The organism is Staphylococcus sp. MSU001, from assembly GCF_052976705.1.
Window position 1 is genome coordinate 1 of record NZ_JBRIKK010000027.1, and the last position, 17,565, is coordinate 17,565.

The 17,565-nt window shown below is 30.4% G+C and carries 16 protein-coding genes and 4 pseudogenes; 8 read left to right on the top strand and 12 right to left on the bottom strand.

All coding sequences use genetic code 11. The features are described 5' to 3' along the window. Positions 1-284, bottom strand: a pseudogene (locus ACVBFA_RS10700) (IS6-like element IS257 family transposase); the annotation flags it as partial. 55 nt (positions 285-339) lie between these two features. Between ACVBFA_RS10700 and ACVBFA_RS10705 the strand changes: the two are divergent. Continuing rightward, a pseudogene (locus ACVBFA_RS10705) lies at positions 340-414 on the top strand (IS6 family transposase); the annotation flags it as partial. 394 nt (positions 415-808) lie between these two features. Here ACVBFA_RS10705 and ACVBFA_RS10710 read toward each other — a convergent pair. The 3 genes from ACVBFA_RS10710 to ACVBFA_RS10720 are packed head-to-tail and all read right to left on the bottom strand — an operon-like array spanning position 809 to position 2,613. Beyond that, on the bottom strand, positions 809-1,354 hold the full coding sequence (locus ACVBFA_RS10710; protein WP_142020126.1) for a TetR/AcrR family transcriptional regulator: 546 nt from the start codon (positions 1,352-1,354) through the stop codon (positions 809-811). 57 nt (positions 1,355-1,411) lie between these two features. Continuing rightward, a complete protein-coding gene (locus tag ACVBFA_RS10715) occupies positions 1,412-2,182 on the bottom strand; it encodes a DNA alkylation repair protein (RefSeq protein ID WP_142020128.1) in 771 nt (256 codons plus the stop codon). A gap of 2 nt (positions 2,183-2,184) precedes the next feature. Then, the gene (locus tag ACVBFA_RS10720; protein WP_026858748.1) at positions 2,185-2,613 is read right to left on the bottom strand and encodes a VOC family protein; all 429 of its coding nucleotides are present in this window, start codon (positions 2,611-2,613) and stop codon (positions 2,185-2,187) included. 471 nt (positions 2,614-3,084) lie between these two features. On the opposite strand from ACVBFA_RS10720, the gene ACVBFA_RS10725 reads away from it, so the two are divergent. Next, the gene (locus ACVBFA_RS10725) at positions 3,085-3,696 is read left to right on the top strand and encodes a recombinase family protein (RefSeq protein ID WP_447158842.1); all 612 of its coding nucleotides are present in this window, start codon (positions 3,085-3,087) and stop codon (positions 3,694-3,696) included. Between the two features lie 358 nt (positions 3,697-4,054). Here ACVBFA_RS10725 and ACVBFA_RS10730 read toward each other — a convergent pair whose 3' ends face one another. Next, positions 4,055-5,050, bottom strand: coding sequence for a YeiH family protein (locus ACVBFA_RS10730; protein WP_046464740.1), 996 nt, complete (start codon positions 5,048-5,050; stop codon positions 4,055-4,057). Between the two features lie 114 nt (positions 5,051-5,164). On the opposite strand from ACVBFA_RS10730, the gene ACVBFA_RS10735 reads away from it, so the two are divergent. Further along, on the top strand, positions 5,165-5,986 hold the full coding sequence (locus tag ACVBFA_RS10735) for a LysR family transcriptional regulator (RefSeq protein WP_000371597.1): 822 nt from the start codon (positions 5,165-5,167) through the stop codon (positions 5,984-5,986). Between the two features lie 223 nt (positions 5,987-6,209). Here ACVBFA_RS10735 and ACVBFA_RS10740 read toward each other — a convergent pair. Together ACVBFA_RS10740 and ACVBFA_RS10745 are read right to left on the bottom strand one after the other, a co-directional pair. Next, positions 6,210-6,515 (bottom strand): annotated as a pseudogene (locus tag ACVBFA_RS10740) (PfkB family carbohydrate kinase); the annotation flags it as partial. A 270-nt stretch (positions 6,516-6,785) separates the two neighbouring features. Next, positions 6,786-7,499: a DUF536 domain-containing protein gene (locus tag ACVBFA_RS10745; RefSeq protein ID WP_002500633.1), complete on the bottom strand. Its 714-nt coding sequence runs from the start codon at positions 7,497-7,499 to the stop codon at positions 6,786-6,788. Between the two features lie 385 nt (positions 7,500-7,884). Here ACVBFA_RS10745 and ACVBFA_RS10750 point away from each other — a divergent pair, with 385 nt between their 5' ends. The 3 genes from ACVBFA_RS10750 (at position 7,885) to ACVBFA_RS10760 (ending at position 11,536) form a co-directional block, all read left to right on the top strand. Continuing rightward, positions 7,885-8,838: a replication initiator protein A gene (locus ACVBFA_RS10750; protein ID WP_002500634.1), complete on the top strand. Its 954-nt coding sequence runs from the start codon at positions 7,885-7,887 to the stop codon at positions 8,836-8,838. Positions 8,839-10,642: 1,804 nt separating this feature from the next. Then, complete coding sequence (locus tag ACVBFA_RS10755; RefSeq protein ID WP_000493115.1) at positions 10,643-10,738, top strand: type I toxin-antitoxin system Fst family toxin; 96 nt, start codon at positions 10,643-10,645, stop codon at positions 10,736-10,738. A 249-nt stretch (positions 10,739-10,987) separates the two neighbouring features. Beyond that, entirely contained in the window at positions 10,988-11,536 is a 549-nt protein-coding gene (locus ACVBFA_RS10760; protein ID WP_002441962.1) for a hypothetical protein, read from the top strand. Positions 11,537-11,612: 76 nt separating this feature from the next. Here the strand turns inward: ACVBFA_RS10760 and ACVBFA_RS10765 are convergent, their stop codons facing one another. The 5 genes from ACVBFA_RS10765 to ACVBFA_RS10785 all read right to left on the bottom strand — a co-directional run bounded on the left by ACVBFA_RS10765 (position 11,613) and on the right by ACVBFA_RS10785 (position 15,973). After that, positions 11,613-12,140 (bottom strand): GNAT family N-acetyltransferase, encoded by a 528-nt coding sequence (locus ACVBFA_RS10765; RefSeq protein WP_001831394.1) that lies wholly within the window; start codon positions 12,138-12,140, stop codon positions 11,613-11,615. A gap of 192 nt (positions 12,141-12,332) precedes the next feature. After that, the gene (locus tag ACVBFA_RS10770) at positions 12,333-12,989 is read right to left on the bottom strand and encodes a hypothetical protein (protein ID WP_001831384.1); all 657 of its coding nucleotides are present in this window, start codon (positions 12,987-12,989) and stop codon (positions 12,333-12,335) included. Positions 12,990-13,052: 63 nt separating this feature from the next. Next, positions 13,053-13,262, bottom strand: a complete 210-nt coding sequence (gene copZ / locus ACVBFA_RS10775) for a copper chaperone CopZ (protein WP_001831373.1) — start codon at positions 13,260-13,262, stop codon at positions 13,053-13,055. Positions 13,263-13,295: 33 nt separating this feature from the next. Continuing rightward, positions 13,296-15,683, bottom strand: a complete 2,388-nt coding sequence (locus ACVBFA_RS10780) for a heavy metal translocating P-type ATPase (protein WP_001832797.1) — start codon at positions 15,681-15,683, stop codon at positions 13,296-13,298. Between the two features lie 14 nt (positions 15,684-15,697). After that, a complete protein-coding gene (locus tag ACVBFA_RS10785; protein WP_001831396.1) occupies positions 15,698-15,973 on the bottom strand; it encodes a metal-sensing transcriptional repressor in 276 nt (91 codons plus the stop codon). A gap of 174 nt (positions 15,974-16,147) precedes the next feature. Between ACVBFA_RS10785 and ACVBFA_RS10790 the strand changes: the two are divergent. Both ACVBFA_RS10790 and fabI read left to right on the top strand, forming a co-directional pair. Beyond that, positions 16,148-16,422 (top strand): annotated as a pseudogene (locus ACVBFA_RS10790) (glutaredoxin family protein). A 305-nt stretch (positions 16,423-16,727) separates the two neighbouring features. Beyond that, a complete protein-coding gene (gene fabI, locus ACVBFA_RS10795) occupies positions 16,728-17,498 on the top strand; it encodes an enoyl-ACP reductase FabI (RefSeq protein ID WP_447158843.1) in 771 nt (256 codons plus the stop codon). Positions 17,499-17,565: the final 67 nt, after the last annotated feature.

The window sequence follows — 17,565 nt, forward strand, 5'->3', positions numbered from 1 at the left end:
GCATCAATGGCACGATATAAATAGCTCCATTTTCCTTTTATTTTGATGTACGTCTCATCAATACGCCATTTGTAATAAGCTTTTTTATGCTTTTTCTTCCAAATTTGATACAAAATTGGGGCATATTCTTGAACCCAACGGTAGACTGTTGAATGATGAACGTTTACACCACGTTCCCTTAATATTTCAGATATATCACGATAACTCAATGCATATCTTAGATAGTAGCCAACGGCTACAGTGATAACATCTTTGTTAAATTGTTTATATCTGAAATAGTTCATACAGAAGACTCCTTTTTGTTAAAATTATACTATAAATTCAACTTTGCAACAGAACCAAAAGAACCGTAGGTCTCTTCAGATCTACGGATTTTCGCCGTGCTACGAAATTAATCACATGTTGGCCAGTTAAGGGAATACTACCATGTTAAAATGATAATTAGTTATATTTTTTCTGACTTTGCAACAGAACCTTTAAAGTTCTATAAGTGACATCTTTAAAAGCAGAATGATGTGAAAATTACACACTATGACTGACCTTTTTGGGTAGATCCCAAATAGACATTAATAGAATATCAATTTTACTGCTTATCACTTTCTTCTTTATTTTGCATGTAAATGAGAAAACTCCAACTCCTTTGCTAAGAAAGGGGATTGGAGTTTTTTCTGTACTTATAGCAACTACCAATCAGTTATGATATGTAAACTGTAAAATTGACTGGAAGCCTTCTAACTTCATTTACACAAGATATTTTACGCTCTCGCATTATTATTTTTATTCGAATTTAGTAATGTAATCATTAAATTTAATAAGGGTTCTTAAATCCTAAAATTATTCCTTCTATCACAACCATGGACTTCTCTATTGCTTTTTTCTTATCGTTTTGTTCTGACCCCCATATTGAAAGTTCGTTAATAGCTCCTGATAAAGCATGCGTCATTACAATTGAAGAGTTTTGTTGAAGAATATCCTTATCTTGTAACTGTTCAATCTGATTTTGTAGTAATTTCATTGAGTTTTCTTTGTCAAATCTTCGGAAAATTTGCCACCCCAATACAGATGGACCGTCTACTAGCAGAATTCGATACATATTTTCTTTTGAAATAGTTTCAATGAATATTCTACAGCCTTCTATTAATTGCTCCAACTGATCCTCGTTTTTTTCATCTACTGCACTAATTTCTTCTGCAATTAGTTGATGCGCGTGCTCGAAAACTGCATAAAACAATCCTTTTTTGCTCTTAAAGTGATGGTATACTGCCCCGCGTGTCAATTGCTCTGTTTCAACAATATCTTCCAATGAAACTTTTGAATAGCCATGTTCCGAAAATAATTCGGTTGCAATTTCTATTAATTGTTTTCTAGTTTGATTAGCTTGTTCCTTTTTTTTTCACTTTAAAGTACCTCTCTATATGTCTCTTATCATTTCTAGTGCTCCTGGATATTCCTTTTTAACTAAAGTACGCAGTCCCCTTTTTATTACTATTGGTGATGTAGTTGTTCTTCTTTCAAGTAGCCATGATAACACGATTTCTGGCTCTTCTTTAGATAGATCGTTAAGGTGATTTCCTACAGATTTTCTGACGTAATTAGATGAATCATTTTTAAGTGAATCAAGTAAAACTAAATTTTGATTTATATCCCCATTTATATAGTCTATCTTTGAGGCCCAGGGTAATCTTGGGCGAGTTCCTTCGCTTACAAGTCGTCTTACGTGAGAATTATTATCTTTTCTCCATATATCAAAGTATTTTAAGCATTCGTTAGTATTGTTTACAATAAATGGTCGAATTGCATATTCTGAGGTGTGTCTTTGAGTAATCTCATAAAGTGCTTCCAAAGATAAAGAGACATGACTTGAGCCATATAATTCTACGTAACGTGCTATGGGCATTAGAAAATAACCGTTCGTAAACATGCCTTTTTCTGTCTGGTTTACTGGTCCCAGTATAGACAATAATACAAGAAGCGCTTTATCAAACTCTTTAGGCAGCGCTTTGTGTAATTCTTCTGCAATCACTAAAACACGTGCTTTTAATTCTTTGTTCTCTACTCTTTTCGAAACATTATCGATAAATATTTTGTTGGGAAATGATTTATAATTTATTGAAATTAATGTCGCTAACCTTTCAGCTAAATCCTTGTCAAAATAATATTTGAGTGGAATATACTGACCCATTATTAATTTGAACCAAAATTCTCGTCTACATATTGTTTTGTGTAATTATCGTCCGCAGGGATAACTTTTATTACATCTATTAGAACACCATTAGGATCTCTTGTAATAAAGTGTCGTTGCCCGAATGCTTCACTACGTATATCCAATACGATAGGCAACTGGTTTTCTATTGCAAGTTTTTGATAAATAGCATCAACATCTTCTACCTCTATGTTCAATAAAAGACCTTGCGCTGCCTTGCCATAACCTTCAGGTATTGTTTCGTGGTTAAGGTCAAGTAAAGCCAATTCACCGTTCGTTCGTTTATTAACAAGACTTACATACCAGTCAGCCTCGAATGATACTGAATATCCAAAATAATTCATATAGAATTCTTTGCTGCGCTTCAACTCTTCAATCATCAATACAGGATAAAAACTATTCCATTTCAATTAAATCACTCTCCTTTACAATATAAATCAATTATACATACGTACTGTATGTAAATATAAAAAACTTTATTTTTACTTTGATTAAGCATTAAATGCTAGAATTTCTATGGAATTTATTGTGTTTTTATTTACTTTTAATATTAAATTAACATTTCCTGTTGTATCTTTTTTGGGTCATCTTCTCATAAGTATCTTCAGAAATAAGCGTTCGTAAAAGTACACTTTTAAGAACGGTTTGAAAACATTTGAAATAGATTAAAATAAACGTTCTTAAACATATAAAAATAGTTTACGAACGTTATTCATTTATAATTAGAAAAAAATCTTCTGGTTAAAAAATTTATAGATGTGTTTTTCTCTCTTAAATTTTTGATTGATTAAAGTACACCCTAATCATACAAAGTGAGTTGTTGAAATTATCGTAACTAAAACGTATGATTAGGGTGTATATTAATTGTGGAGTGAAAATAAATGATTATAGGTTATGCAAGAGTATCTTCGATAGATCAAAATTTAGAAAGACAGTTGGAAAATTTAAAAACGTTTGGTGTAGAGAAAATCTTTACAGAGAAGCAATCAGGCAAATCAGTTGAAAATAGACCTGTATTTCAAGAAGCCCTTAATTTTGTAAGAATAGGAGATCGATTCGTTGTGGAGTCAATTGATCGTTTAGGACGTAATTATGATGAAATTATTGAAACTGTTAATTATTTGAAAGAAAAAGATGTTCAGTTAATGATTACGAGTTTACCTATGATGAATGAAGTTATTGGTAATCCATTACTGGATAAGTTTATGAAAGATTTAATCGTTCAAATTTTAGCAATGGTTTCAGAACAAGAACGAAATGAAAGTAAACGTAGACAAGCACAAGGTATCAAAGTTGCGAAAAAAAAAGGTGTGTATAAAGGACGTCCTTTATTATATTCTCCTAATGCGAAAGATCCTCAAAAGCGTATTATCTATCATCGAGTCGTCGAAATGTTAGAAAAAGGACAAGCAATTAGTAAGATTGCGAAAGAAGTTAATATTACAAGACAGACAGTTTATAGAATTAAAAATGATAAGGGATTATCTTGGTAAATGGATTGTCAATGCAAATGAACATTTCTCACAGCGTCCCATAGTACATGTTAATCATGTATTATGAGATTTTAATAATAAGACAGGAAAAGGAGAGAGCGTTTTTGCCCTCTCTTTTTTTCCATATTTTTTCTCAATAATGAAGATTTTTAAACTATATTCTTTTTTTGTAACTATATAATCTATTCTACCTTTTGGTCACAGTTTGGACATTTCAGTGGACCTGTTTTCATAATACTCCTCCATTTATTAGTTTACATAATTAACTAATTATCAGAAGTTTAATTCACATTAAAAGAGGCTGAGACATAATTCCTAGCCTTTTTTTATTTTAAATATAAACATATAACATGTTACCTTATTTAAACATTATAGAAGTAACTAAGAGAGTCACACCAGACAGACAAATTGAAGTTATACATATTACTATGAAAGGTTTAAGTGCCTTTGAAATAACTTCTTTTAAAACGATATTCAATCCTAGAGCAACCATCGCCATTAACATACATACCGTTGTAATAACATTTATAATATTCATAAGTAATGAAGGAATAGGAATAAATGTATTGACACAAGCCATTAAGATAAAGCCAATGAGAAAATAAGGAATATCTACTTTTTGTTGTACTTGACTTGAGTGTGACTTATAACGCATATACAAAATTAAGACAATGCTTAATGGAATAAGTAAAAACACACGGCCTAATTTTCCAAGTAAAGCAAATGTCATTGCCTCTGGTCCGCCAATATCTGCTGCTAAGACGACATGAGCGATTTCATGTAGGCTGATACCTGTCCAAGCGCCATAAGTTATAGTAGGTATGTTAAAAATAGCCTCGATAGCTGTATAAATAAGTGCAAATATAGTTCCAATTAGTGCAATAATACCTACACTTATTGCAATGTCTTTTTCTTTAGATTTTAAGATTGGTGCTGTAGCTGCAATAGCTGCAGCACCACATACTCCTGTACCAATACCAAGTAATATAGAGATATCTTTATTTCCTTTAATAATTTGATTCAAAATTAAAGTTAAACTTATTGAAAAGATAATTACGATAATATCAATAAGTAGTAATTTCCAGCCCTTACCTAAGATATCCCCCATGTTTAGTTTTAACCCATATAAGATAATCGCAAATTTTAATAAACGTTTCGATGCAAACGTAATGCCTGGACGAATATGTTCAGGATAACCTATGACTTGGCGGTATATCATCGCAAAAATGATAGCAATAGCTAATGCCCCAATCGTATGTAAAATAGGAAATTTAGCTAATATATAACTGATCATTGCGATTATAAATGTAAACATAATACCTTTCATAAATGAAGGCTGCGTTATTGATTTCATATGTATGTTCACCTCGATATAAAATCTTAGCACGTTATTGTTATAACGTTAAATAAATTATTAGTATAGTATATATATCAAAAATGTTATATTAAACTTAAAGGAGAATGATGCATGGATCCGTACAAGGTATTAATTGAAGTAATGAAAACAGAAAGCTTTACTAGAGCAGCAGAACATTTATATACTTCGCAACCTTCTGTGAGTCGTGATATTAAACGTTTAGAATTAAAATATCATGTTAAAATATTTGAATTTAAATCTCCCTATTTAAAATTAACTAGAGATGGCGAAAAGCTATTACAATATGCATTGCAGCGGGAAAGTATTGAACAAGAATTATGGCAAAACTTAACATCGGAATCTGAGATCATCTCAGGTACTTTAACAATTGGAAGCAGTTATACATATGGTGAATATTTATTATCAAAACAGCTTACCAGTCTTATGCAACAATATCCTAAGTTACATATTCATTTACGTGTTAATAATTCAGATTCTGTTATAAATGATATTAAACACAATAGAGTAGATATAGGTATTGTAGAAAAGGAAATTCAAGATAATGCAATAGAATGTAAGAAAATAATGGAAGACGAAATGGTGTATATTTACAAAAAGTCGCTTCAACCTAGAATGGATATATGTTTCGTTAGAGAAAAAGGGTCTGGAACAAGGTTTTATCAGGAAGTAGGTCTTTCTGAGTTGAAATTAAATCCATATTTGGTAGAAATTAATAATATTAAGATTATCAAACAAATGGTAGAGGCTGGAAATGGGTTTGCGATTATTTCAAAATCAGCAATTCATCCCGAGGATTATGAAAAATTAATGATAACAACTTTAAATGTGAAACGTCGCTATTACCTTGCTCAACATGTTGATAAATATATTGATAAAAATATTAGAACTGTCATTGAAATGATTATGAAGTAGAGTATATAAAAAAGCCGAGACTAGGAATTGGACTGACCCCAATTAGTTGGAATTACATAAAAACACTTTCGTTGAATTCATATTAAAATGAATCATACGGAGGTGTTTTTATTTTATTTCCACAAATCGGAGTCAGTTCATAACTTATAAGTTTCTTTTAAATAGTTTACAAGTCTAAAGCTAAAATACAACAACTGTTGAAGATAGTAAGCGTGAGACAAATTTAATATTCTTTATCTATAGGATTGAATATATCAGTATTTCCACCTCGTTCTTGCACAATTTTAGATGCTACTTCGTTTCCCCATATACAAGCTTTTTCAATACTTTGGTTATCTAGCAAACCTGCTGTGTGTGAATCACCAGCGCCTATAGTATCAGTTACAGGAACCTTTTCCCCCTCTAAAATCTTAACTTTACACTTATTTGCTATAAGAGTACCTTCGTTGCCTAATGTAACTATCACAGGTTGATTAGTCTGTTTACTTACTTCTAATGCCGCATCTTTCACATGATTCTCACTACTCAATTATAATATTTCATCTTCTGTATACAATATATACCATGTATCCGGTGTATATATTGTATACACGTATAACCTACATAAAAATCAAAATATAGAACAATGATATATAAAAGATGAATAAACAATAATTATAAGTAAAAGGCTTAAACGTTGTTTTAATAACGTTTAAGCCTTTGTTTACAGTTAACATAATTGATGATTATCAGAAGTTCCATCACTATAAAAGGTGTATCAAGGGTTTATAAACTCTTGATACACCTTTTATAGTCATTTTTAATTACCAAACAGTTTACTCCAAAAACTTTTTTTAGAATGATTTTCGTTTCTGATATCCTCTTTCTGCTCACCATCTATTTTATTACCTTGTTGCAGTTCACTATCTTGTTGCTTATCCTCATGTTTATCTTTACTTTCATCCCTAAAATGGGAAACCATTTTTTCTTTTTGACTATCTGAGTCATTATTTATAGAATCCATATTTTCCATTGTTTCTTGAACTTCAATGTCCTGCCTCTTATTAGCAGAATAATTGAGTTGCCTTTCTTCTTCTAACTCAGACTCCAACCTTTGTATTTTTTTGTTACTTTCTAATGCTAATACTTGTTGGTTTTCAAGTAATTTCGACCTTTCTTGTAATTCTTTTCTATAAAATTCTATTGTCGTTTCATGACGTTTTTCTTGTTTTTCAAGTTGTTTATTTAAAGTATCTATTTGCTTTTCGAGTAGTTCAATTATTTGAACATCATATTTAGATTCGTTTTTTTTATTATCTGTTTTAACTTTCTCTGAACTTACATTAGCACTTTCAAAGCCATATTTCTTTTTATTTCTGATTACTCTTTGAATGATTTTTTCTACATCAACATCATTTTTAATGAATGAAGTATTATCCTGTTTCACTGTTTCTATATTCAATCTTTTTATATTATTAAATACAGTCTGTTTACTAACTTCCAATTCTTCACTTATTTCTTTAACGCTCTTCATATCTTCAACCCTTTATAAATACTTTATCAACCCTTTATAAATAAATTTTATCATAAATACTTTTATAAAGGGATCTTAAGTATTCTTAAAAAACCTTTTATAAACATTTGATAATAATCTTATCAAGTGTTTATAAAAGGTTTTTAGTGGGATTATAATATCTTTTATATGTTCTTTTTTAATGATATAATGTCCATAATACGTTTTAGTCCCAACTACTGGTAATAGTTGGGACTGGGTAATAAAACGTTACAATACGTTAGCTATTTAATTTGATATATGTATTATATACAACAATATCTACAGTTTGCAAGTCAAAAAGTTATGTGGATTTGTAATGTTTTATTACCTCTATTCAAATTTAATTGGAAAGAGGTTTTTTATTATGTCTCGTAAAAATATTAAAAATCAAGCAAATCAAAACTTTTATATGCTACATAAAGCATTATTTGTTAATGAAAAATATAAAAAATTAAGTGATAGTGCCAAAGTTACTTATGCAATTCTCAACGATAGAGTTAGCTTGTCGATTAAAAATAATTGGGTCGATGATAATGGGGATATATATTTCATTTTTACAAATGAAAGTCTCCAGAATATATTAGATAAAAGCAAGAATACAATTACTAAAATTAAAAAAGAACTTCAAGCAGTAGGGTTACTTGAACAAATACGTACAGGATTTAATAAACCTAATAAATTATATTTGCATGATATAGAAACTAATATTAATGTAGAAAAAAGTATTCAATCCTCATCTATAACCTATAATGACAAGGACTCCCAAATTTTGGGACTCCAGAATCCCGAATTTTGGGACTCCAGATTCTCAAAATTTGGGAGTCCAGAATCCCAAATTTTAGACCCTAATGATACTGATTATAATGATACTGATTATATTAAGACTGAGAATAATGATACGGATGATTTGAATGATAATAAACTAACTTTTCCTAGTAATCATACAAATCATTCAAATCACGACAATTCAAACTTTAATAATGAGGCTTTAAAATTTCAATTACTCGAAGAACTACCGCAAAGTATTCAAAACTATCTAAGTAACTTTGAAGTAGCTGAAATTAAAATTATCAAAACTGTATTATTAAAAGCCAAAACATCTTTCAACAATGCGATTGATAGCTACTACTTGTTAGAAGATATGGAAATAGAAATACTTCATGTTCTTAAACGTTTCAAAGCTATGCTTATTCAAAAAAATGAAACCGTTGTATCAATGCAAGGATACTTAATGAAATCTCTTAAGTCTGAATTCGCTGAAATGCATACGCTTAATAAACGACGTGATCATTTACCCATCACTTCTTTATTTAATTAATAATGATTTATTTAGAGAGCATCTTTAAATAGATGTTCTCTTTTTTTATTAATCAAGTGGTTGCTAAAGCAACCACCTAGACCAAACGAAAGGTAAAGGAGGAGATAACAAAATAACATCAATACAATGTCACAATTTCACAACATAGCATGCTGCTATTAAAGAAAGGAGGAACTCTTATGCGTAATAAGAAAAAGATTAAGGTTACTTTGGCAATGATTAATGTTCTGTTAACTGCAGTCGAACTTTATCTTCAATGGCAATTAAGTAAATCTGAAAATGAACTGTAGTTAAGCAAGTAGGTGGGACTAAAACAGAAACGTTTTAGTCCTATTTTTTTCTATAAACGAGTATTCTTCGTTTAATAATGGCTCAAACATGTCGCATAAAATGAAAAACAAATAATCATTTAGTGTTGTTTTAACTTTTAAAAATGTAAAAGTGTTAACCGTGTTTATATTTTTTATCAATCCTTTGTAGTTATAAAAGTGACTTAGTAAAATCGTTTTTGCTATTTATTTTGTTAATGAACGGAAATAAATGGTCGCATTTATCGTTCAAAAAAATCAAAATGTGGATTCAATATAGGTAAAAAATAAGTCGTTAATGTTCAAGAAACGGACCGAATAAAATTTTAAATTTGAACTTTTCTATCCTAAACTAAGTAAAGATATTTACTTAGTTTTCTCTTTTTTTATCTCCAATCATTTTACTAACAATACTCATTTTGAAAATAAAAATAAGAACTTAAAGTAAAAAAATGAAGAAAAGAATAGCCTCTTTTGTCTCCAAGTACGTTTTACTTTTGGAAATATTACAAAAAGTAGAGTCTGTTTTCGGAGTCTCAAGTATGAGCATAAGGAAATCCAGTACCACCTTTGGTGGTATTCAGCATAGCTGAAAGATTTACCTTTTATTCGTTCTGCTCAATTATTCACCATATATAGCTTAAAAGCTTTATATAAAGGTGATTATAAGCATTCTTAGGCATTTGACTAAAGAGGGTGATATCACATTTTATTGCAGACTCTTTACAATTGTTACAAGACCACTTTTAATTGTCAGAATACTCTACTTAACGTTGATTTGACGGGCTTTAAAATTTTTTAGACTCTCGAGAGTCTGATTTTTTTGATATCGAGACTCCATAGAGTCTGTTTTTTTGGACTTTTTTCGTATAAAAAATAAGACCACTTAAGTGTGATCTTATTTTAATTTTTAGGTTTGATTGATCAAATATTGATGTAACAAATGCGTCCTTTTGTACCTCATTTTGTATTTTGTTTTAGCTCTTTTTGACCATATTTCTGTTTAGATTTGGATGTTTTTATAATTTGTTTTTGAATAATAAGGCCTAAATAATTTCTTATTACTTTTATTTTATGTTCATTATAATGAATCATTTAGGGATATGTTTGAGATACTTTATTCAAAAAGTGATGAGTACAAAAATATTTTTATAGCAAAAATGTAAGTGTTTAATATAAAAAATATCACAAGAATTTATCAAACATGAGTAAGACATTTTTCATTTATTTATACTTTATAAGCAGTATGATAAATCATACAAGTGACCAATACGCGCTTTCTAAAAATCATAATTCGACTTAATTATGTACGCTAATATGACTTTGATTATGACTAAGTAGACTTAATAATAAAGGTAATTTGTTTTTTAATAGATAATACTTTTGACATAAGTTCACTTATCGGAAGTCATCTGTAACTCAATTATTAGAAATGGTATAATACAAAGGTCGTCGTTCACTTCTGTGCTGTATTTAGCATGGAAGGAGGTGACATCATGTTCAGTACACTATTTGTAACTATTATAGCTCCTATCGTAGTAGGAGTTATACTCACATTATTTTCTCATTGGCTGAATAATCGTGAGAAGTAATTTAGCGACGACATATAGCTAATACACCAAAAGAGCCCGATAACTATTCGCAGTAGTTATCGGGCTCGGTGTTTATCATGCTAGTACACTATTTGTTAAATTCAGTATATCACCAAGTGTAGATGAATGCAAAAATATAAGAAAAGTAAGTGCAATTCTATAATTAGAATTATTGATTTTCTTTGATACTATAAAATTGCTAACATTAAGGCTAATTAGTTGAATACAAAGACAAGATGGGAGTATTAAATGAAAAAGGTTAAATCATATTTAAAAAACATTCAAAACAACGAAGAGTATCAAAAAGATATAGAATTTCTTGAAAAGAAAAGTAATGGAAGGGAAGACAAAAAACTTATATTAGATATATGCTTTTTATCGACAATTCCCTTGATTTCAATTTATATTACATATTTTTTAAGTTTTTCCAATCCATTTGCAATTTTTATATTAATAATTATAGCTGTGCCAGTTTCTTATAAAATTGCTAAAATTCTATTGGATCATATGTACAAAGATGAGGATAGATTTCTAGCATTATATAGAAACTACGAAAAGGGAAAATTATTATTTCTTACTTTACCTATCATTGGACTCGTATCTATAATAGGAAGTTCATTTCTCTTCGATTATTTAATATTTAAACTGAATAATACGTCTGTAGAAATATTAGGGTCCACTCCTACTGTTGTATATCATATTATTATTTGTTTTATTCAGTCTATGTTCACGACTATGTTTTTAATAATATTTATTTATACTATTTTGGTTCTTATATATGGAAGGTTTACAAAATAAATGACTAGAGTACGCTCTAAATAAACAAAAATAGTCCTCTTATTAAAATAAGAGGACTATTTTTGTTTAAAATTATTCAAGACCATTCGCTTTCTAACATACTCATTTGCCATAAATTATAATATTCTCCATTTAATTTTCTAAAGTCTCTTTTTTCTCCTTCTTTTATAAATCCAATCTTTTTGTAACTTTTAATAGCTGATTTATTAAAGGCAAAAACACCTAATTCAATTCTGTGTAGTCCCAAATCTTCAAAAGCCTTTTTCAATAATTTCTTTATTATTTTAGGGCCTAATCCTTGGCCACGCATTTGCGGATCACCTACTAAAACTTTACTTAACGTGGCGGAACAATTTTTAAAATCTATATTATTTAAAGCAATATGACCTATAATTTTTTTTGAATTATTTTCTTCAATGATAACTTTATAAATTATTTTACTAGAATTTTCTTTATTTGTGTCTTTAATATATTCCTTTAATTGTTCTTCATCTAGGGGATAATTAAAATCTGTACCTGCCCATTTGACTAAAAGTTCAGGAGAGTTTATCCAGTTTATTAATAAATCAAAATCTTTCTCCTCAAAATATTCAAACTTAATCAATAAATTACTCCTTAAATAATAGGTTATTAACTATAAAAATTCAGTGAATGTTGCAATATAAACAACCACTACAATTTTTTGATACTTTCTTCATCAACTTTCTATCTTAAATTTTCGATTTTTTATAAAGCGTTTTGTATTATCTAAATAACTCTTTACAATTTACTGATTTTTAAGCTTTTGCTAATAGATTTATGCAACTTTAATATTATAAGTAAATCTATGCACTTCATCATTAAATTTAAATTCTGCCCAAATTTTATACATCCCTTTTTTAGGAAAATGAGCATAAAAGGTTGTAGAATCAGGTGATTCTGGGTGAACATGAATATAATCAGTTAATTGCTCATCAAATATAATCACATGTCCTAAAGCTCCTAAATAAGGTTGGGGAGTTAATTCTGTATTGAAAGTTAAAGGGACATGTTCATCTTCTTTAGCACTTATAGAATTTAAAGTTACATGAACTCCTTTGTTAACTTTTACCCAATTTTTATCAGAATTTAAAGATGTTGTAGAGGTTATTTTATCTCCAATTTGCAGTTCAATAGGATGAACGGAATACACATGGTTTTTTGGTGTAACATCAACAAAAGCCTGGTAAGTTCCTGGCTCTAATTGTTGGTTAATTATAAATAAACCTTCATGCTTTTTTTGAGGGTGTAGGTGGTAATATTTCTCCATGTCATTAGATACTAAAACGAAATGCATTTCTTTTTCATGCATAGTATCTAATAATGGGGCATTATTAAATTCATCTTCTAACGTAATTTCTATATTACCATCTCTATATACAACATTTGCTTTAATTTCGGGTTTGTTTGAATGATATTCATGATTATGATTCATATTTTTATCCTCCTTAATTTTTAATAAGGGCATATCATTAAACGATATGCCCAACTATTTAAATTATTTAATTACATCGTAACCTTGATCTTCAATAGCTTCTTTAAAGTCGTTGAAAGCTACTTGATTTTCATCAAATTCAACTTCCACATTCCCATTCGCCAAGCTTACTTCTGAAGATGTTACACCATCTAATCCATTTAATGCTTTTTCAATTGAATGCTTGCAATGGTCACAGCTCATACCTTCTACATTAATAACTTCGTTAGTCAATGTTGTCACCTCCTTTCAAGAAATATAAGATTCTTATAATTTCATACGTTTTAGACGTAAAGCGTTTGTGACAACACTTACAGAACTTAAAGCCATTGCTGCTCCCGCAACCCAAGGTGCTAGCAGACCAATTGCTGCTATAGGGATACCTGCAACATTGTAACCAAACGCCCAAAATAGATTTTGGCGAATATTACGAATTGTAGATTTACTTGCTTTTATTGCTTTTGGAATTAATAAAAGGTCTCCTCCTAAAATAGTTATATCAGCAGCTTCGATTGCAACTTCTGTACCTGTACCAATGGCAATACCAATATCTGCTTTAACTAGTGCTGGAGCATCATTGACACCATCTCCAACCATAGCTACTTTTTTACCTTCAGATTGAATTTCTGCTACTTTAGAAGCTTTTTCTTCTGGTAAAACCTCTGCAATAATCGTGTCTATACCAACTTGTTTTGCTATTGCTTGTGCGGTACGTTTGTTATCACCAGTTAACATAGCAACTTCAATACCTAATTCATGAAGTTTTTGAATAGCTTGTTGGGCAGTATCTTTAACTGTATCAGCTACAGCGACAACCCCTCTCAATTCGTTATCTACGCTTATAAGCATTGCAGTTTTTCCTTCTTTTTCAAATTGAGCGAGATTTGTTTCAGCTTCATTAGTTTGGATTCCTTTTTCACTCATTAGTTTTCGATTTCCGACAAAAAGTTCTTTACCATCAATTGTTGCATTTATACCGCGCCCTGGTATAGCTTCAAAATGGTCTACTTCTAAAAATTCTAATGATTTTTCTTTAGCATAACTTACGATAGCTTCAGCTAGTGGGTGTTCAGAACCTTTTTCTGCACTAGCTAACAATTGTAATGTTTGATCATCTCCACTAAAATCAGTGACTTCAGGTGTGCCATTTGTTATAGTGCCAGTTTTATCTAAAACAACTGTATTAATAGCGTGTGTACCTTCAATGTGTTCTCCACCTTTAAATAGAATGCCATTTTCAGCAGCTTTTCCGGTACCCACCATTATAGAAGTAGGCGTAGCTAAGCCTAACGCACAAGGACAAGCGATAACTAATACTGCTATTGCAGCAACTAAGGCTGGTTCAAATTGTCCCGGCTGAACTAATGAAATCCATATAATAAATGTGAAAATCGCGATACCTACAACGATAGGTACAAAATATCCAGAAATAATATCTGCTAGTCTTTGTATTGGCGCTTTAGAACCTTGCGCTTCTTCGACAACTTTAACAATGGAGGCAAGAGCTGTATCTTTACCAACTTTTGTTGCTTCAACAGTAATTGCTCCATTTTTATTCATTGTTGATCCTATAACATTATCATTTTGCATTTTTTCAACAGGAATAGATTCACCTGTCAACATTGACTCGTCAATTGAAGTCATACCTTTAATTATTTTGCCATCTACTGGTATTTTTTCTCCTGGTTTGATAACTAAATAGTCTCCTTCTTTTACCTCACTTAAAGGAACCATAGTCTCTTCACCGTTGCGTAATATACGTGCTTCTTTAGCTTGTAAATTCAACAATTTACTTAACGCATTTGTTGTTTGTGTTTTAGCACGTGCTTCTAAATACTTTCCGAAAAGAATTAAAGTAATTAATACAGCACTTGTTTCAAAATATAGGTGTGGCTCATAATTTGTATTAATTAACCACTTAATCGATTCATAAATACTATAAAAGAAGGCTGCGCTTGTACCTAAAGCGACAAGAACATCCATATTTGCTGACCCATTACGAAGGTTTTTATAAGCGCCTACATAAAATTGCCAACCAATAACAAATTGAACAGGCGTTGCTAATACAAATTGGAACCACGGGTTCATAAATATATGTGGTATTTGAATACCAAATAAATGAACGAACATTGTCATTAACAATGGAGCTGCTAAAACAGCTGAAACAACTAATTTAATTAACTGTCGTTTTAATTGTTTTTCTTTTTGGGAACTTTTTTCTGATGCTTCTTTTTTAGGTTGTGCCTCATACCCTAGGTTTTTAATACGTTGTTGAAATTCATCTACAGACGTCATATCAGGGTTGTATTCTACAGTAGCACTTTCTGTGGTTAAATTAACTGTAGCCTTATTTACACCTGAGATTCGATTTAAAACTTTTTCGATTTTATTCGAACAAGCTGCACACGTCATTCCCATTACATCGAGATCCACTTTTTCGGTTAAAACTCCATAACCTGTTTTTTGAATTGTATTTGCAATATCTTCTAATGATGTAACATTGGGGTTATATTCAATTGTAGCTTTCTCTGTAGAAGGATTTACATTAGCGTTAACTTCATCTAATTTATTTAGATTTTTTTCTACTTTATTCGAGCAAGCTGCACATGTCATGCCTGTGATACCTAATGAGGTTTTTTTAATATTTTCACTCAATTATTTCTTTCCTCCTATTTTGAAAATTGTTTTAATACAACCATCAATTCTTTGATACTTTCTTCTCCGTTGCCATTTTTAATACCTTCACTTACACAATTAGATATATGGTCTTCAGTTACTATAAAACCCACTTGTTTTAGGGCTGATTGTATTGCTGTTATTTGTACTAGTACATCTATACAATATCTATCTTCTGCTATCATTGATTGTAAACCGCGCATTTGTCCTTCTAATCTTTTGAGTCTATTGAGCAATGCGTCATTGTTTTTAACAGTAGTAGTGTTCAATTTCACCCCTCCTCATATACCCTAACGGGGTATCTCTTGTTGGAATCTATATTATACCCCTAGTAGGTATAAGTCAATACAAAAGTTTCATATAAAAAATTAATATTTATAGTTTGTTTTAAGAGGTACACTTGTATAAAATGTATGCTAAAACTTATATTAGGAGAGATATATTTGGATAAAAATATACAACTTGAGCTTTACACAAGACCTACATGCTCTGATTGCCAAGAATCAAAAAGGTATTTAAACTCTCAAGAGATTAGTTATAGTCATAAAGATGTAAGTCAAAATTTGGACTTAGAAGAAGAAATGAAAAAAATATCAGGCAACCGAATTGTTCCCTTATTTGTTTTTTATAAAAAAATTTTTTGGGGTAAAAAAAGTTGTTTAAATATTACGTGGGATTTGAAAATAACAAAAAAGATATATTAAATATATTGGAATAATTAAATGGGAGTGGGACAGAAATAATATTTTCTCAAAATTTATTTCGTTGTATTACCCCGGCAAGGATGACTAGGTTTGAAAAAAGCTTGATTCAAGCGCATTTTCAAATCAGTCAGCTTCTGACAAAATGATAAAATAGGCTGAGACATTTTATTTTGTCCCAGCCTATTTCCTATATGACCAGGTAATAATATTGCTTTATAATTATGAAGCAAAAATGGTAAAATAATAACGTTAGATTAGTCTACATTGTTTGTACAGTGAGATTAAGATATAAAAAACGATGATTAAGGAGTTATTTCGAATGATTAATCTTGAAAATAAAACCTTCGTAATTATGGGTATTGCTAATAAACGTAGTATCGGATTTGGCGTTGCAAAGGTATTAGATCAATTAGGGGCTAAACTTGTTTTCACTTATCGTAAAGACCGTAGCCGCAAAGAATTAGAAAAATTATTAGAACAATTAAACCAAGAAGAGCCAAAATTATATCAAATCGATGTTCAAAAAGATGAAGATGTAGTAAATGGTTTTGCTAAAATTGGCGAAGAAGTAGGCAATATTGATGGCGTATATCACTCTATCGCATTTGCAAATATTGAAGACTTACGTGGACGTTTCTCTGAAACATCACGTGAAGGTTTCTTACTTGCGCAAGATATCAGTTCATATTCATTAACAATTGTTGCGCACGAAGCGAAGAAAATAATGCCAAACGGTGGTAGTATTGTTGCAACAACATACCTTGGTGGTGAATTTGCCGTTCAAAACTATAATGTGATGGGTGTAGCTAAAGCAAGTTTAGAAGCTAATGTTAAATATTTAGCTTATGATTTAGGCCCGGACAACATTCGAGTAAATGCTATTTCTGCTGGTCCAAATCGTACGTTAAGTGCTAAAGGTGTTGGTGGTTTCAACACAATCCTTAAAGAAATTGAAGAACGTGCACCATTAAGACGAAATGTGAATCAAGAAGAAGTAGGTAAAACAGCTGCTTACTTATTGAGTGATTTCTCAAGTGGCGTAACTGGTGAGAATATCCATGTAGATAGTGGTTTCCACGCAATAAAATAATAAATTAAATCAATTGAGTCTGGGACATAAACCCTAGAGAAATAGCCAGTAAATGAGTTTTAACAAA

What these genes read in the sequence shown, in the direction of transcription:
- ACVBFA_RS10715 (WP_142020128.1), bottom strand. Translation starts at nt 2,182, where the DNA reads ATGGGTCAGTATATTCCACTCAAATATTATTTTGACAAGGATTTAGCT.
- ACVBFA_RS10725 (WP_447158842.1), top strand. Translation starts at nt 3,085, where the DNA reads ATGATTATAGGTTATGCAAGAGTATCTTCGATAGATCAAAATTTAGAA.
- ACVBFA_RS10730 (WP_046464740.1), bottom strand. Translation starts at nt 5,050, where the DNA reads ATGAAATCAATAACGCAGCCTTCATTTATGAAAGGTATTATGTTTACA.
- ACVBFA_RS10735 (WP_000371597.1), top strand. Translation starts at nt 5,165, where the DNA reads ATGGATCCGTACAAGGTATTAATTGAAGTAATGAAAACAGAAAGCTTT.
- ACVBFA_RS10745 (WP_002500633.1), bottom strand. Translation starts at nt 7,499, where the DNA reads ATGAAGAGCGTTAAAGAAATAAGTGAAGAATTGGAAGTTAGTAAACAG.
- ACVBFA_RS10750 (WP_002500634.1), top strand. Translation starts at nt 7,885, where the DNA reads ATGTCTCGTAAAAATATTAAAAATCAAGCAAATCAAAACTTTTATATG.
- ACVBFA_RS10755 (WP_000493115.1), top strand. Translation starts at nt 10,643, where the DNA reads ATGTTCAGTACACTATTTGTAACTATTATAGCTCCTATCGTAGTAGGA.
- ACVBFA_RS10760 (WP_002441962.1), top strand. Translation starts at nt 10,988, where the DNA reads ATGAAAAAGGTTAAATCATATTTAAAAAACATTCAAAACAACGAAGAG.
- ACVBFA_RS10770 (WP_001831384.1), bottom strand. Translation starts at nt 12,989, where the DNA reads ATGAATCATAATCATGAATATCATTCAAACAAACCCGAAATTAAAGCA.
- fabI (WP_447158843.1), top strand. Translation starts at nt 16,728, where the DNA reads ATGATTAATCTTGAAAATAAAACCTTCGTAATTATGGGTATTGCTAAT.